The sequence below is a fragment of the Bradyrhizobium sp. 482_C4_N1_8 genome, from assembly GCF_052075965.1.
GTDB lineage: Bacteria > Pseudomonadota > Alphaproteobacteria > Rhizobiales > Xanthobacteraceae > Bradyrhizobium > Bradyrhizobium barranii.
Genome location: NZ_CP197231.1, coordinates 808,681 through 823,009, shown reverse-complemented (window position 1 = coordinate 823,009; position 14,329 = coordinate 808,681). Strand labels below are relative to the sequence as shown.

At 64.9% G+C, this 14,329-nt stretch carries 15 protein-coding genes; 5 read left to right on the top strand and 10 right to left on the bottom strand.

Annotated elements, in window-relative coordinates; translation table 11 throughout:
• Positions 1-16 precede the first annotated feature (16 nt).
• Positions 17-805, top strand: coding sequence for a bestrophin-like domain (locus tag AB7Z56_RS03870; RefSeq protein WP_063980707.1), 789 nt, complete (start codon positions 17-19; stop codon positions 803-805).
• Between the two features lie 29 nt (positions 806-834).
• On the opposite strand, the gene AB7Z56_RS03865 is transcribed toward AB7Z56_RS03870, so the two are convergent.
• From AB7Z56_RS03865 to AB7Z56_RS03855, 3 genes are all read right to left on the bottom strand, one after another.
• Complete coding sequence (locus AB7Z56_RS03865; RefSeq protein WP_231143808.1) at positions 835-1,698, bottom strand: hypothetical protein; 864 nt, start codon at positions 1,696-1,698, stop codon at positions 835-837.
• A 105-nt stretch (positions 1,699-1,803) separates the two neighbouring features.
• Complete coding sequence (locus AB7Z56_RS03860) at positions 1,804-2,124, bottom strand: hypothetical protein (RefSeq protein ID WP_441256166.1); 321 nt, start codon at positions 2,122-2,124, stop codon at positions 1,804-1,806.
• Between the two features lie 164 nt (positions 2,125-2,288).
• Positions 2,289-2,663: a hypothetical protein gene (locus tag AB7Z56_RS03855; RefSeq protein ID WP_063980705.1), complete on the bottom strand. Its 375-nt coding sequence runs from the start codon at positions 2,661-2,663 to the stop codon at positions 2,289-2,291.
• Positions 2,664-2,930: 267 nt separating this feature from the next.
• On the opposite strand from AB7Z56_RS03855, the gene AB7Z56_RS03850 reads away from it, so the two are divergent.
• Complete coding sequence (locus AB7Z56_RS03850) at positions 2,931-4,319, top strand: peptidoglycan-binding protein (protein WP_063980704.1); 1,389 nt, start codon at positions 2,931-2,933, stop codon at positions 4,317-4,319.
• Positions 4,320-4,333: 14 nt separating this feature from the next.
• On the opposite strand, the gene AB7Z56_RS03845 is transcribed toward AB7Z56_RS03850, so the two are convergent.
• From AB7Z56_RS03845 to AB7Z56_RS03815, 7 genes are all read right to left on the bottom strand, one after another.
• Positions 4,334-5,614, bottom strand: coding sequence for an RNA polymerase sigma factor (locus AB7Z56_RS03845; RefSeq protein WP_063980703.1), 1,281 nt, complete (start codon positions 5,612-5,614; stop codon positions 4,334-4,336).
• Positions 5,615-5,747: 133 nt separating this feature from the next.
• Positions 5,748-6,155, bottom strand: a complete 408-nt coding sequence (locus AB7Z56_RS03840; RefSeq protein WP_063980702.1) for a YciI family protein — start codon at positions 6,153-6,155, stop codon at positions 5,748-5,750.
• Between the two features lie 99 nt (positions 6,156-6,254).
• On the bottom strand, positions 6,255-6,947 hold the full coding sequence (locus AB7Z56_RS03835) for an AprI/Inh family metalloprotease inhibitor (RefSeq protein ID WP_063980701.1): 693 nt from the start codon (positions 6,945-6,947) through the stop codon (positions 6,255-6,257).
• On the bottom strand, positions 6,947-7,936 hold the full coding sequence (locus AB7Z56_RS03830) for a 2-hydroxyacid dehydrogenase (protein WP_063980700.1): 990 nt from the start codon (positions 7,934-7,936) through the stop codon (positions 6,947-6,949). Before AB7Z56_RS03830 ends, AB7Z56_RS03835 begins: the two co-directional genes overlap by 1 nt.
• Entirely contained in the window at positions 7,936-8,754 is an 819-nt protein-coding gene (locus AB7Z56_RS03825; RefSeq protein WP_063980699.1) for an ABC transporter permease, read from the bottom strand. Before AB7Z56_RS03825 ends, AB7Z56_RS03830 begins: the two co-directional genes overlap by 1 nt.
• Complete coding sequence (locus AB7Z56_RS03820; RefSeq protein WP_063980698.1) at positions 8,751-9,566, bottom strand: ABC transporter ATP-binding protein; 816 nt, start codon at positions 9,564-9,566, stop codon at positions 8,751-8,753. Before AB7Z56_RS03820 ends, AB7Z56_RS03825 begins: the two co-directional genes overlap by 4 nt.
• A gap of 10 nt (positions 9,567-9,576) precedes the next feature.
• Positions 9,577-10,599, bottom strand: coding sequence for an ABC transporter substrate-binding protein (locus AB7Z56_RS03815; RefSeq protein ID WP_063986037.1), 1,023 nt, complete (start codon positions 10,597-10,599; stop codon positions 9,577-9,579).
• 139 nt (positions 10,600-10,738) lie between these two features.
• Here AB7Z56_RS03815 and AB7Z56_RS03810 point away from each other — a divergent pair, with 139 nt between their 5' ends.
• The 3 genes from AB7Z56_RS03810 to AB7Z56_RS03800 all read left to right on the top strand — a co-directional run bounded on the left by AB7Z56_RS03810 (position 10,739) and on the right by AB7Z56_RS03800 (position 14,312).
• On the top strand, positions 10,739-11,545 hold the full coding sequence (locus tag AB7Z56_RS03810; RefSeq protein ID WP_063980697.1) for a creatininase family protein: 807 nt from the start codon (positions 10,739-10,741) through the stop codon (positions 11,543-11,545).
• A 139-nt stretch (positions 11,546-11,684) separates the two neighbouring features.
• Positions 11,685-11,948, top strand: a complete 264-nt coding sequence (locus AB7Z56_RS03805) for a hypothetical protein (RefSeq protein WP_063980696.1) — start codon at positions 11,685-11,687, stop codon at positions 11,946-11,948.
• Positions 11,949-12,344: 396 nt separating this feature from the next.
• Positions 12,345-14,312, top strand: a complete 1,968-nt coding sequence (locus AB7Z56_RS03800) for a carbohydrate porin (RefSeq protein WP_063980695.1) — start codon at positions 12,345-12,347, stop codon at positions 14,310-14,312.
• Positions 14,313-14,329: the final 17 nt, after the last annotated feature.

Below are 14,329 nucleotides of genomic sequence, written 5' to 3'. Positions count from 1 at the left end.
AGATGACAAGGACACGATGAGCGACTGGCTGCACAATCTGCCGGTGCCTGCAATGGCGCTGGTGATCTTTGGATTCACGTACCTGCTCGCCGCGGCCATCTTCGCAGGCATCGCGAGGGCCGCGACGGAGGAGCGCGCGAAGTCGCTGAAGGCGATCTCGCCGGGCATGCTGCCGGTGCTCGGAATCATCTTCGGCCTGTTCGTCGCCTTCATCGCCGCGCAGGTCTGGGGCGACAGCGACCGCGCCAGCGCCGCGGTGAGCCGCGAGGCCAGTGCGCTACGCAGCGCCGTGCTGCTGGCCGCCGGCCTGCCGGCGGAGCAGGAGACGAAGCTCCGCGGCCTGGTGCGCGACTATGTCGGCCAGGCCGTCGCGGTGGAATGGCCGATGATGGCGCATCAGGAAGTGTCGCTGAAGGTCACGCCGCCGGCCCTCGCCGAAGCCCTGCAGTTCGTCGTCGCGATGACGCCGCAAGGCCCGGGGCAGGCGAATGTGCAGCGCGAGCTCATCGCCGCGCTGGAGCAGGCGCTGGACGCGCGGCGGCAGCGGATCATCGTCAGCCTCGCCGCGGTGAACCCGGTCAAATGGTGGTGCCTGTATCTCCAGGCGGCCTGCGCGCTGCTGGTGATCGGCCTCGTTCATTGCGACAACCGGCTGGGATCGGCGATCGCGATGGGCCTGTTCGCCACCGGCGTCGCCACCTCCGTCCTGCTCATCGCCGCGCATGACCGGCCGTTCGCCGGCCAGATCTCGATCCAACCGGAGCCGCTGCTCCAGATCATGCCGGCAGACCCCGGCAAGAGTTGAGCAGAGCGGCCGCCCCGCGTGAGAGCATCTCACCGGACGAGCTGCCACCCCTTCGGCGTCCAGCGCAGCAGCGTGCCGGACAGCGGCTTCGGCGCGCGCGCCATCATGTTCCTGGCCAGCGTCCGCAGCGCGTCGATCGCGGCACTGCTGTCTTCGCTTGCATAGAGCACGAGATCGGCCGACGGCGCCGCGACGATCAGGACACCGCCCTGGGCCTGCGCGAGCGGCGCCCAGCTGTCGATCAGCGCGAGCCGGCTGGTCTGATAATAGTCTCCCGTCAACGTGCCGAACTGTCCTGATGGGACCGCTTTTGCGACGGTCGTGAACGGCTTCACGCTGCTGCGCAGATTGGCGATGGCGATGTCGAAGACCTGGTCCTGCGTCAAGCCGAGCGCGGCACGATCCTTGTCGTTGAACACCCTGACCGCCCGCGGCGAATCCAGCACCGGGACGATCACCAGCCCCTCCGCCAGCGGCCGCGTCAGCGCCGGGCCGCGCGCGTCGACCTCCCGAAGCGCCTGCCGCATGTAGTCAGCCGAGCGCACGACCACGCGAAGGGCTGCTCGGGTCGGCGGATCATTCCGGCTGCTCGCCGTTGCCTTGACGCCGCTGACATAGGCGCCGATCTCCCTGGCGCAGCCGCCGGTGTTGGCCTTGCAGAAGGCGTAGATGCGGTCGAGGTTGGTTTGCAGAGGGCCGACCGACAGCGTCAGCGGTCCCTTGATCACGACCGGGGTGTCACGAATCTCGGCGCGGATGCGCTCGGCCACGAAAGCCGTAAACGCGGGTTCGTCGGTTGGAATCTGTTGCGCCCGGGCAGCCCCGGCTCCGACGAGATCGCCGGCCACGATCGCGGCGATCAGCCACCGGCATATGCGAGATCGGATGCTCATGCGAACCACCAGCTCGGGAGAGCGGCTCGCCGGCCGATACTCACCCCTCCGCGTCCAATCTACTGCCGGGCGCCGTCAATCCTGTGGGCGCCGGCGGTTGATCGATCAATAGCAATAGCGTTGGCTGACCCGGACGTAATAGCCGTCGGGACGCTGCACATAACAGCCGCGCTGATAGGCGTAGTAACCGGAGCGGCGGCGCTCGCCCTCGGAAGCGATCGCAGCGCCCGTGCCGGCACCGACGACGGCGCCGATTGCGGCGCCGCGGCCTCCGCCGAGCGCACCACCGAGGATCGCCCCGCCGACACCGCCGATGATCGCACCGCCGATGGCATCCTGGGCTGCAGCCTCATGCGCCGGCATCGCCATCGCGACCGTCAGACATGCCGCGATTCCAAAACTTCCAATGCGAAGACTTCGAAGCATGCTCGCCCTCCCTGTGATGAGCCAGTCATAGCGCCGGAAGCGGATTCGGACCAGACAAATAGCCGGCAGCGCGGCTCGCGACGCCTACGCGATGGCGCCGGAGGCGCAGCGCGAAGACGGCTCAAACCATGCCGCGAGCGACGCACAGGCCGGCCAATCGGACGTCAGGGATAGATCCAGCGCTGCACGGCCTCGGCGGTGTCGGCCGGCGTGGAGTTGAAGCAGATCGCGGCGTCAGGCGCCAGTTGATGGACGAGGTTGAGCACCTTCTCGAACAGCAGCGGGCGCTCTTTCGGCTCGCGCAGCCCCGCGCCGATCACGATGCAGTCGAAGCGCTCGTCGCGCAGTGCGGCCGTGACGCCGGCTTCGGCGGTCGCGTCGAGATCGATCAGGCAGCTCGTGACCTCGTAGCCGAGATCACGCAGGCGCAGCAATTGCGCTTCGATATAATGGCGCATGAGCTCCGGCGTGAGCTGCGGAAATGCGCTGTAATCCGCATTGCCGGGTTCGATGCCGATCGCGAGGACGCGCTTGGCCATGCAGGGCTCCCTACCGCATCGTCTAAAATGCTAACGGACGAACGACCATGCCGGTTCCCCCACTGGCGGGTCGCGCTGCCGGCGAAGGCGCGGGTCCGGCCCTGCGGCGCATTTTCGCGCCCAGGCTGTAAGCCATTTCACATGCGCCGGGCCGGCAACCTGCCACATTTGCCGGAGATCACGTTGGAGTCACACCCGATCACGGCACCTGGTCCATATCTGACTTGCACGAAATTTCGATAATTCATCAATTTTCGGGAGCGGAAGATGGTCTCATTCGAGAGTCTGAAAAGCGAGTACGAGCGGAATTGGGCCGATCTCGAGATCCGGCCTTCCCGCCTCGGCGACGCGAATGGCGTCGCGCGCAAGGCGATCAACGGCAAGGCGACCTATCAGCAGATCGAGCGGTTGACCGGAGTCCCCTGGTATTTTGCCGCGCTCTGCCACTACCGCGAATCCAACTTCGATTTCGACACCTATCTCGGCAACGGCGAAACGCTTCATCGCGTGACGACCATCGTTCCGAAGGGGCGCGGCCCCTTTACCACGTTCGTGGACGGCGCCGTGGACGCGTTCAGAATCGAGAATTTCATCGGCGCCCACGACTGGGGCATCGCGCGGATGCTGTTCCGGCTCGAGGCGTTCAACGGCTTCGGCTATCACTCGAAGGGCTGCAATTCGCCCTACCTCTATGGCGGTTCGACACTGTACGGCCCGCCCGAGGCGAGGGCCGGCAAATTCGTCCGCGACCACGTGTTCGACTCGAACCACGTCGATTCCCAGCTCGGCACGGCGGTGATCCTGCATGCGATGATGTCGCTCGATTCCTCGATCACCCTCGACGGCAGCCCGCAATTCGCCGGCCGCACCGAGCCCGAGGACGATGCGGCGTCGACGATTGTTCTTATGCAGCAGGCGCTCAACAAGCTCGGCGCCAATCCGCCGCTCGCCGAGGACGGCATCAGCGGACCGAAGACCGGGGCCGCGGTCTCGCAGTTTCAGCAGCAGAACGGCCTGAGGGATACCGGGCTTCTCGACGGGGCCACGGTCGCGGCGCTCACGCGTGCAACGCAGGCGGGAGGTTCCGTGCAGAGCGGCGATCTGTCCAAGATCCTGAAGCGGCTGGAGGACCTCGCACACTTGCTGCGACCGTCAGCCGGCGGCGTAACACCGGGAACGACGACACCGGGCAACACGCTGCCCGCCACCAACGATCCGATCAACCTGTTCGAACGGCTCTTCTCCCTCATCAACAAGACGGCGCCCGTGCCAGGACCGGTCAGCCCGACCAATCCAGCCCCCGTCGATCAGTTGAAGCAGGTCGTCGACCTGCTCAGCACGCTGCTCAACAAGGACGGCAAGCCGGTGCTCGGCCAGGTCAACGGCGCGCTCGGCGAGACCATCGGCAAGCTGCTCGACGGCAAGAAGACGGCACTCGGCATCGGCGGCTCGGTGCTCACTGCGCTGCTCTCTTCGGTGACCGCGAGCCCGAATGCAGGCGGTATTGCCGGACTGCTCGGAACGATCGTATCGGCGGTGCCGGGCCTCGGCCAGTTCGCGATGCCGATCTCGCTGGCGCTCACGGCCTGGGGCGTGCTCGGCAAGTTCGAGAAGTGGGCGCAAGGCACCGCGCCGCCGCCGAAGCCGACGACGTAAAGCCGTTTGCGTCTTCAGCCGTCGGCATCGGCAATGGCTGCCGCTCGCCGCTCCATCAACACGCGCTCGCGCGCATTGTTCGTGAGACGCGCTGCGGTCTCGAACGATCGTCGCGCCTCGGCGAAGCGACCGAGCTTCTCCAGGAGGTCGCCGCGGACAGAATGGAGATGGTGGTAAGTCCCGAGCGCCGGTTCGTCCGCGATCATGTCCACGAGATCGAGACCGGCCTGCGGCCCTTCGGCCATGCCAAGCGCGACCGCCCGGTTGAGCTCGATCACCGGCGAGCGCACCAGCGCCGCGAGCTGGCCATAGAGCTCCGCGATGCGGCGCCAGTCGGTGGCAACGGCCGTCTCCGCCGTCGCGTGGCACGCGACGATCGCGGCCTGCAGCGTGTAGAACCGTCCGGCACCGCCGAGCTCGCGCGCGCGATCGAGCGCGCGAAGGCCGCTGCCAATCTGGCGCCGGTCCCAGAGCCTGCGGTCCTGGTCCATGAGCAGGATGGGCTCGCCATCGATGCCCGTGCGCGCCTGCTTCCGCGCAGCATTCAGCTCCATCAGTGCCATGAGACCGTGGACCTCGGGCTCGAGAGGCGCGAGCCCGACCAGCACCCGCCCCATGCGCAGGGCCTCGTCGCAGAGCTGCGGCCGCAGCCACTCCTCGCCGCCTGAGGCCGAATAGCCCTCGTTAAAGATGAGATAAACGACCTCGAGCACCGAGGCGAGACGCTCCGAAAGCGCCTCGCCGCTCGGGATCTCGTAGCTCAGGCCCGACCGCGACAGCGTGCGCTTGGCGCGGACGATGCGCTGGGCGATGGTTGCCTCCGTGACCAGGAAGGCGCGCGCGATCTCGTCGGTGGTCAGGCCGCAGATCATACGCAAGGCCAGCGCCGCGCGGGCCTGCCGCGGCAGCAGCGGGTGACAGGCCGTAAAGATCAGCCGCAACCATTCGTCACCGATATCGTCGTCGAGGGCGGCGTCGAAATCCGGCATCGCGTCCTGCTCCTGCATCAGCTCGTACGTCAGCAGGTCCTGCTTGCGGGTGAGCATCTTTGCCCGGCGCAGATGATCGAGCCCACGGCGCTTGGCCGTCGCAACCAGCCAGGCGCCGGGATTGTCCGGCACCCCGCTGTGCGGCCAGGCTTCCAGCGCTGCGACCAGTGCGTCCTGGGTCAATTCCTCCGCCAGCGGCACGTCCCGCAGCATACGCGACAGCGTGGCGATCAGCCGTGGCTGCGCGACGCGCCAGGTTGCGTGAATCGCGGCGCGGATCTCGCGATCGATGTCGGCGGTCGTCATCGCCGCCGACCAGAGCCCTTTCCGTTCCGATGGAATCGGAACGGGGCTCTAGATTCTTGTTTTGACGCGTTTTCTTTGCGCGAACCGGTATCCACTTCGCTCGAAAACGCTCCAGGACGAGCGGTGGTGTCCATCAGGCGTGGGCAGCCACCCTGGACTGCGCGTCGACCTGGCAGGCGATCTCCACGCCCGGCGTGGCGAATGCCCGTAATTCGCAGGTACCCTCCCAGCCCGGCATGTGATCGAGGTGCAGCTGCATGAATTCCTTCGCCATGGCCACGGCTTCCGCCTTGTCGCGCAGCTCGAAAATGGCATAGCCGCCGATCACTTCCTTGGCCTCGACGAAGGGGCCGTCGATGACGCTGAGCTCGCCGTCCACGATTCGCACCCGTGCGCCGGTCGCAAGCGGCATCAGGCCGCCATTGTCGATCATTCGACCGGCCTTGATCTCCCGCTCGGATATGTTCTGCATGGCCTCCATCAGCGCCGGGCTCGGGGCAGCCATCGGCTGGCTGGAGGTGACGATGTACATGAAACGCATGAAAAACTCCCTTGGCGAGCAGCAACCGCTCCGGCTGCAAACCGGCTCGCTATGGATGTGACGATTGAGCCTTGGCTAAATCGACATCGACCGGAAGATTTATTGCCGCAGCATGATCAGGGGATCGGCGGTATCGGGGACGCGCCGCCATTGCGCGTTGTCATCGGCCTCGAACTGCCAGGCCTCGCCTGATTTCGACATCAGGACGATCTGGCCGCGCTCGAGCCGCCATTGCGCCAGATTGAACTGAGCAATCGCCGGATCGCATTTCGGCTTGACGAAGACCTGGAAATTGTCCGGGCCGGCTTCCGTGTTGGTCAGCGTCAGCCCGCACACCGGCTGGCCGTTGCCGCGCACCATCGACCAATCGCCGATCATCTGGTCCATCGACTTGGCCATCGAGCGGGCTGCGGCGAGGTCCTGGAGGATGTAGACGCCCTCGCCCTGCCGCAGGCCTTCGAAGATGCCGGCCTCGACCTCGGTGAAGTCGATCACGGCTTCACCGGTCGCGTCCTGCAAACGAACGATGTCGAGGCCCCTGACGCTCCAGGCGACGATGTCCTTCGTAAAGGGCAGCGTGGTCTTGCAGGCCGGCTCCAGCTCCAGCTTGAACCCCTGCGCCGCGGCATCGCCCTTCATCGTGACGACGCAGGTCTTGCTGCGCTCGGTGGTCGAGAGCTCCCACTGCCCGGGCATCGTCTTCTTCAGGGTCGTCGCATCCTGCGCATGCGCGATGCCGATCGCGGCCACAAAGGCCGCGACGGCGAATGCAACGAACCGAAGACCTCTCATCAGCGCCCCTTGAACGGCGTTTCCGCAACCGGCGTCAACGGCGCCTTGCCGGCGAACCAGGACTTGAGGTTGTCGACCACGAGCTGATCCATCGCGTTGCGCGTCACCACCGACGCCGAGCCGATATGCGGCAGCAGCACGACGTTCTGCATGGTCTTGAGCTCGTCCGGCACGCTCGGCTCGGCCGCGAACACGTCGAGACCGGCGGCGAGGATGGTGCCTGATTTCAGCGCCTGGACCAGCGCCGCCTCGTCGACCACCGAGCCGCGGGCCACGTTGACCAGCACGCCGCGCGGACCGAGCGCCTTCAGCACCTCGGCATTGATCATCTTGTTGGTCGAGGCGCCGCCGGGCACGATCACCATCAGCGTGTCCACCGCCTTCGCCATCTCGATCAGATCGGGATAGTGCTTGTAGGAGACGTCCTTCGACGGATTGCGGGAGTGGTAGACCACCGGCACCAGCGAGGCATCGAGCCGGCGCGCGATGGCCTGGCCGATCCGGCCCATGCCGACGATGCCGACCTTGCGGTCGCGCAGCGAGCCGACGCTGAGCGGATAGTTCTGCGTCTGCCAGAGGCCGGAGCGGACGTAGCGGTCGGCCTTGATGAACTCACGCACGGTGGAGATCAGAAGGCCCATCGCGACGTCGGCGACCTCCTCGGTCAGCACGTCGGGCGTGTTGGTGACGATGATGTTGTGCTCGGCCGCGTATTTGGCGTCGATATGGTCGTAGCCGACGCCGAAGCTCGCCACCATCTCGATCTTGGGCAATTGCGACAGCGAGTCCCTGTCGGCACGCACCGTGTGATAGGTCACCGCCACGCCGCGGATCTTTTCGCGGATCGCCGGTGTCAGCCGCTCGAGATCGCCCCGGGTCTCCGCCTTGTGCACGACGAAATGATCGGAAAAACCGTTGTCGAGAATTGGCCGCACCGGCCCATAGATCAGAAGGTCGATCTTTTCGGACGAAATCGAACCGGTAGTCATCAGTTTTCCTTTCCAAGCGCGCTCTCGTGCCAGCGCCGTAAAACGAGGTGGGAAACTAGCGCCAGCACCCCATAGATGACAATCCCGGCCAGCGACAACAGCAGCAGCGCTGCGAACATGCGGGGTATGTTCAATCGATAGCCGGATTCGGCGATCCTGTAGGCGAGCCCGGAGCCCGCGCCGGCGGTGCCGGCCGCGATTTCGGCCACAACCGCGCCGATCAGCGACAGGCCGCCGGCAATGCGCAGGCCGCCGAGGATATAGGGCAGCGCCGCCGGCAGCTTCAGGAAGCGCAGGGTTTGCGGCGGCGAGGCGCCATAGAGCTGGAACAGGCCGGCAAGGTTGCGATCGACCGAATTCAGCCCGAGCGTGGTGTTGGACAGCACCGGGAAAAAGGCAACGATGAAGGCGCAGACCACGACCGCGGTTTGCTGCTCCAGATAGATCAGAAGCAGCGGTGCAATCGCGATGACAGGAGTCACCTGGAGCACGATTGCATAGGGGAATAGCGAATATTCCACCCATTTCGACTGGTTGAACAGCAGTGCCAGCGCGATGCCGCCGATGCTGGCGGCGACAAAACCTTCGAGCGTGGTCAGCAGCGTGGTCGCGAGCGATTGTGACAGCACCGCCCAGTCCTTGATCAGCGTCAGGAAGATGACGGAGGGCGCTGGCAGAACGTAAGGCGGGATGTCCTTGATGCGGACGACCAGTTCCCAGGCCGCGAGTCCGGCTGCGAACACGATGACGGGAAGCACCAAGCGCATCGCGCGTTGCGCGCCGGATGGCTTTGCGGTGACGGTAGCTTGCGCGTTCATAGCATCGATTGCCCCGAATAGGACGGCGCCAGCGCGGCCGACACTTTCCGGCAATAATTGGAATAGGCGGCCGAGGTCCGAAACTCCTCACCGCGCGGCTCGACCGTCTCGATGCGGATATCGGCCTGGATGCGGCCGGGCCGCGCGGTCATGACCACGACCCGCTGCGACAGGTAGACGGATTCGAACACCGAATGGGTGACGAAGATGACGGTCTTGCCCAGGGCTCGCCACAGCGCGAGCAGGTCGTTGTTGAGGCGAAAGCGCGTGATCTCGTCGAGCGCGGCGAACGGCTCATCCATCAGGAGGATATCAGGGTCGGTGACGAGCGCACGCGCCAGCGACACCCGCATCTTCATGCCGCCGGAGAGCTCGCGTGGGAAAGCATCGGCGAAATCGGCAAGACCCACGCTGGCCAATGCCTCATCGGCCCGCGCGCGCGCCTCCGCCTTCGGAACGCCTGCGAGCCTCAAGGGCAGCCGCACATTCTCGCGCACGCTGGTCCAGGGCATCAGCGTCGGCTCCTGGAACACGAAGCCGATGCCATGACCCGGCAGCACATCGCCCTCGTGGCGCGCCACCCGCACGATGCCGGACGATGGCGCGCTGAGCTCTGCGATCAGGCGCAGCGCAGTGGACTTGCCGCAACCGGACGGGCCCAGCAGCGAGATGAACTCGCCCTTGCGAACGGCAAGGTCGAGCGGACCGAGCGCCATGACGCCATTGTCATACGCCTTCGTCACGCCGCGCAGGCTGACGGCGAGAGCCGTCAGTCCGGCCTCGACCCCGGACGAGCTTTTGACGGATGACATGGACCTTGCGCTACGGCTTGCTCGGGCGCAGCTCGACGCCGACGCCCTTGTTGACGAAGCGCAGCGTATAGGACTTGCGGAAGTCGAGATCCGCCTTCACGACGCCGGCCTTCACCATCTTGTTGAAGAAGGAGGTGTAGCGATCGTCGCTCATCGCGCCGATACCGTTCTTCAAGGACTCGCCGGAATCGACGATGCCGTATTCCTTCATCTTGGCGACGGAATAGGCGAGCAGCTCGTCAGTCATCTCCGGGTTGAGCTTCCTGATCATGGCATTGCCCGCGGAATTGTCGCGGTAGATGTAATTGTACCAGCCGACCATGGAGGCATCGACGAAGCGCTGCACCAGGTCCGGCTTTTTCTCGACCATGTCGCGGCGCGTCTCGATCAGGGTCGAATAGGTGTTGAAGCCGTAATCGGCAAGCAGCAGCACATTCGGCTTGAAGCCGGCGGCCTTCTCGACCGCGAAGGGCTCGGAGGTGACGTAGCCCTGCATCGCGCTCTTGGGGTTGGCGATGAAGGGCTGCGGATTGAAATTGTAGGGACGAACGTTCTTCTCGTTGAAGCCGTATTCGGACTTCAGCCACTGGAAGTAGCTGGTCATGCCCTCCTTGGAGACGAACAAGGTCAGCGGCTTGAGATCCTCGATCTTGGCGACCTTGGCGTCCGGCTGCGTCAGCATCACCTGCGGATCCTTCTGGAAGACCGCTGCGATGGTGACGACGGGGACGTTATTCGCCACCGCGTCGAACGACATCAGCGTGTTCGCGGCCATGAAGAAATCGATCTTGCCGGCGATCAGCAGCATCCGGTTGTTCTCGTTCGGACCGCCGGGAACGATGGTGACGTCGAGGCCGTATTTCTTGTAGGTGCCGTCGGCGACCGCCTGGAAGAAACCGCCATGCTCGGCCTCGGCGACCCAGTTGGTGCCGAAGGTGACCTTGTCCAGCGTCTCTGCACGCACCGGCGCGAGAGAGACGCAAGCGGCCATCAAGCCCGCCGTTAACGCTCGCCGCAGATGAGAGGGGGTCATGATGGCACTCCGTCGATCGTGGCTGGCCGATGTGAAGGCAACGCGATAGAACCGCATGAAGTTCGGGGACGCGAGCCGGCCAGGCCCGCGTCCCCTGATAACCCCAAAATACGCGACAAATTCGGGCAAAGAAACCACGATGACGCCGTCCCGCGACTGGATCGACATCAACTGGGCCGATGGGAGCCTTGCAGACGTGTCGCGCCGGATCGCGGTGCTGCCGCTGGCGGCGACCGAGCAGCACGGCCCGCATCTGCCGCTCGAGACCGACGTGCTGATCGCGGACGCGTATCTCGCGCGCGTGCGCGAGCTGTTGCCCGCAAATGTTCCGGCGACGTTCCTGCCCGTTGAACCGGTCGGGATTTCCACCGAGCATATCGACTTTCCGGGCACGCAGACGCTGCCGACCGAGGTGGCGCTGAAGCGATGGACCGCAATCGGCGAGGACGTCGCGCGGCGCGGCTTGAAGAAGCTCGTCATCATCACCAGCCATGGCGGCAACAGCGCGGCAATGATGCTGGTCGCGCAGGATCTTCGCGCGCATCGCAAGCTCTTTGTGGTGACGACGTCGTGGTCGCGGCTGTCGGGCGCGGAGAAACTGTTCCCGGCGGATGAAGTGCGCCACGGCATCCATGGCGGCGCGGTCGAGACCTCGATCATGCTGGCGCGCTATCCCGATCAGGTGCGCAAGGATGCGATCGCGGATTTTCCCGCGAGCAGCATCGCCATGGAAAAGCAGTATCGCTGGCTGTCGACGCAGCGGCCCGCACCGTTCGCCTGGCAGGCGCAGGATCTCCACACGAGCGGCGCGATCGGCAATGCGACGCTGGCTGTCCCCGAGAAGGGTGTGCAGCTCGTCGATCAGGGTGCGCGCGCCTTTTGCGAGCTGCTGGCCGAGGTCGATAACTTCGACGTGAAGAGGCTCGCCAAAGGGCCTCTCGGCTAGCTCGCATCCGACTGGAATCATTCGGGAAACAGCCGATCTGCACGCTCACTTTTGCTGGATTCGAACCGGACGCGGCAAGCCTCCGTCCAACTGGGCACGCGGGCCACAACGGACCGCCTCAACCCGGATGGAGTTTCACATGTCGATCAAGACCAGGATTGCCGCCGTCGCACTCGCTGCCCTCGCCGTCACCGGCAGCATCGTGTCCACCACCTCTTCGGCCGAAGCCAAGCAGCCCGGCTGGGTCTGGGGTGTGGGTGCCGGCATCGCCACCGCCGCCGTCGTCGGCTCCGCGATCGCCGCCAGCAACGACCCCTATTACTACGGCTATCACCGCTGCGGCTGGGTCGCCCAGTACAACGCCTTCGGCCAGTACGTCGGCCGCGTTCGTACTTGCTACTGATTTGAGTACCTGAGGCCGATCTCACGTGGATCCCGCGTTCGACACGGGCGCCTCATCCACCCCGTGTCGTGCCCCCGACCCGCCCGGCTGTCCCCCCGGGCGGGTCATTCATTTTGGACCTGAGAATTTGTTGCAGCTCCGTCACACAAGAGTGCGAACCATCCCCTGCGGCAATCCGTGCCAGTTGCTATTGCGAATTAATCGCAATAAGGTTTGTAACAAGCACAGGGGCTTGGGAAGAAATCGCGTCGAATCGGGATCGTCTGGTCCGATCGCGTGAACAACCAAGACTTCGTGACAGGGTCGCCGCGAATCTGCAGGGATATCGCGGCGAATAGGACACATTCGCGTTTGGGGGCGTGCGTTTTGAAGTTGAGAGGTCACCGGCACCGGTATTTGCGAACGGCCGCGGCGATTGCCTCGGGCGTGCTGGCTTTTCCCGCCGCCGTACACGCGGCCGATCTGCCGCTGAAGGCGCCGGCGCTGAAAGCGGTCTATGACTGGACCGGCCTCTATATCGGCGCGCATGCCGGCTACAGCCGTGGCTCGTCCAGCTTCGCGCTGAACGACGGCACCGCGATCAACGGCAGCGGCGTCTTCAGCGGCATGATCGGCGGCGTGCAGGCCGGCTACAACTACCGGCTCAACTCCGGCTGGCTCGTCGGCGTCGAAGGCGATTTTTCGTTTCCCAATTACATCACCTCCAACTCGATCGTTTCCTTCCTCGCGACACCTGCCAACACGGTCATCCAGCAGTGGGACTACACCGCCAGCCTGCGCGGCCGCGTCGGCTACACCAGCGGTCCATGGCTCGTCTATGCCACCGGCGGCTTTGCGTGGATGGGCGAGCGCTATTTCGACACGCCGGCCGCGGGCGACGTCCCGAAAATCCTGAACACGCGGCCCGGCTGGATCGCGGGTGCCGGCATCGAATACGGCTTCGCGCCGCATTGGAGCGCACGGCTCGAATATCTCTATAGCCGCTTCGACGGCGCCAACGTCGCCTTCTCCACGGGGGCCCAATACACCTCCTCGTCGCTCGACTTCCAGTCGATCAGGCTCGGGCTCAACCGCAAGGTCGATTGGCCGGGCATGCCGAGCTACAATCCGAAGAGCTCCCTGATCGACACGGAATCGGATCGCTGGGAGATTCACGGTCAGAGCACTTATCTGCCGCAAGGCTATCCGTCGTTCCCCGCTCTCTACAGCGGAACAAACTCGCTCTCGCCTTCAACCCAGGCCAAGGCGACCTGGAGCAACAGCCTGTTCCTGAACGCGCGGCTGTGGGACGGCGGCGAGGTCTATTACAATCCCGAACTGCTCCAGGGATTTGGACTGAACGACACGGTGGGCGCGGCAGGCTTTCCCAACGGCGAAGCGCAGAAATCGAACTTCCCCTATCCGCATTACAACACCTCGCGGCTGTTCGTGCGCCAGACGTTCGGCTTTGGCGGCGAGCAGGAAGAGCTCGCGAGCGGCCAGTTGCAGCTTGGGCAAAAGGTCGACGTGTCCAGGCTCACGGTGCAGGCCGGCAAGTTCGCGGTGATCGACGTGTTCGACGGCAATGCCTTTGCCAAGGACACCCGCAAGGATTTCATGAACTGGTCGCTGTGGGCGCCGGGCGCCTTCGACTATTCCGCCGACAAGGTCGGTCTCACCTATGGCGTCACCGCCGAGCTCAACCAGAAGCAATGGGCGCTGCGCGGCGGCTATTTCCTGATGGTCGCGGAGTCCAATTCGAATCATTTCGACACCAGGGTCGGGGAACGCGGTCAGTACGCGATCGAGCTGGAGACGCGGTTCTCGCTGCTCGGCCAACCTGGCAAGCTCAGGACCATGGGCTGGGTCGACAGCGCCAACATGGGCAGCTTCCGCGAGACGCTGGACAATCCTGCGCTCAATCTCGACATCGCGCAGACCCGCCGCGGCCGCCTCAAGGTCGGCTACGTCGTCAACCTCGAGCAGGCGATCACAGAAGATATCGGGCTGTTCGGCCGCTGGAGCTGGAACGACGGCAAGACCGAAACACTCGCCTTCACCGACATCAACAGCAGCCTGGCCGGCGGACTGTCGATCAAGGGCACGAAATGGGGCCGGCCTGACGACGTCGTCGGCATCGGCGGCGCGGTCAATGCCATCTCGCAGGATTATCGCGACTTCCTGGCCGCCGGCGGCCTCGGTGTTCTCATCGGCGACGGCGCTCTCAACTACCGCAAGGAGCGCATCCTTGAGGCCTACTATGCCTATTCGGTGAACAAGAACGTCACGCTGACCGCGGACTATCAATTGATCACAAACCCGGCCTATAACGCCGACCGCGGGCCGGTCTCGATCTTCTCGGGCCGCCTGCACGCAGAGTTCTAGCCCAAAATTCCAGCCCA

Excerpts from the sequence above, each read along its gene's own strand:
- AB7Z56_RS03870 (WP_063980707.1), top strand. The coding sequence starts at position 17 with ATGAGCGACTGGCTGCACAATCTGCCGGTGCCTGCAATGGCGCTGGTG.
- AB7Z56_RS03865 (WP_231143808.1), bottom strand. The coding sequence starts at position 1,698 with ATGAGCATCCGATCTCGCATATGCCGGTGGCTGATCGCCGCGATCGTG.
- AB7Z56_RS03860 (WP_441256166.1), bottom strand. The coding sequence starts at position 2,124 with ATGCTTCGAAGTCTTCGCATTGGAAGTTTTGGAATCGCGGCATGTCTG.
- AB7Z56_RS03855 (WP_063980705.1), bottom strand. The coding sequence starts at position 2,663 with ATGGCCAAGCGCGTCCTCGCGATCGGCATCGAACCCGGCAATGCGGAT.
- AB7Z56_RS03850 (WP_063980704.1), top strand. The coding sequence starts at position 2,931 with ATGGTCTCATTCGAGAGTCTGAAAAGCGAGTACGAGCGGAATTGGGCC.
- AB7Z56_RS03845 (WP_063980703.1), bottom strand. The coding sequence starts at position 5,614 with ATGACGACCGCCGACATCGATCGCGAGATCCGCGCCGCGATTCACGCA.
- AB7Z56_RS03840 (WP_063980702.1), bottom strand. The coding sequence starts at position 6,155 with ATGCGTTTCATGTACATCGTCACCTCCAGCCAGCCGATGGCTGCCCCG.
- AB7Z56_RS03835 (WP_063980701.1), bottom strand. The coding sequence starts at position 6,947 with ATGAGAGGTCTTCGGTTCGTTGCATTCGCCGTCGCGGCCTTTGTGGCC.
- AB7Z56_RS03830 (WP_063980700.1), bottom strand. The coding sequence starts at position 7,936 with ATGACTACCGGTTCGATTTCGTCCGAAAAGATCGACCTTCTGATCTAT.
- AB7Z56_RS03825 (WP_063980699.1), bottom strand. The coding sequence starts at position 8,754 with ATGAACGCGCAAGCTACCGTCACCGCAAAGCCATCCGGCGCGCAACGC.
- AB7Z56_RS03820 (WP_063980698.1), bottom strand. The coding sequence starts at position 9,566 with ATGTCATCCGTCAAAAGCTCGTCCGGGGTCGAGGCCGGACTGACGGCT.
- AB7Z56_RS03815 (WP_063986037.1), bottom strand. The coding sequence starts at position 10,599 with ATGACCCCCTCTCATCTGCGGCGAGCGTTAACGGCGGGCTTGATGGCC.
- AB7Z56_RS03810 (WP_063980697.1), top strand. The coding sequence starts at position 10,739 with ATGACGCCGTCCCGCGACTGGATCGACATCAACTGGGCCGATGGGAGC.
- AB7Z56_RS03805 (WP_063980696.1), top strand. The coding sequence starts at position 11,685 with ATGTCGATCAAGACCAGGATTGCCGCCGTCGCACTCGCTGCCCTCGCC.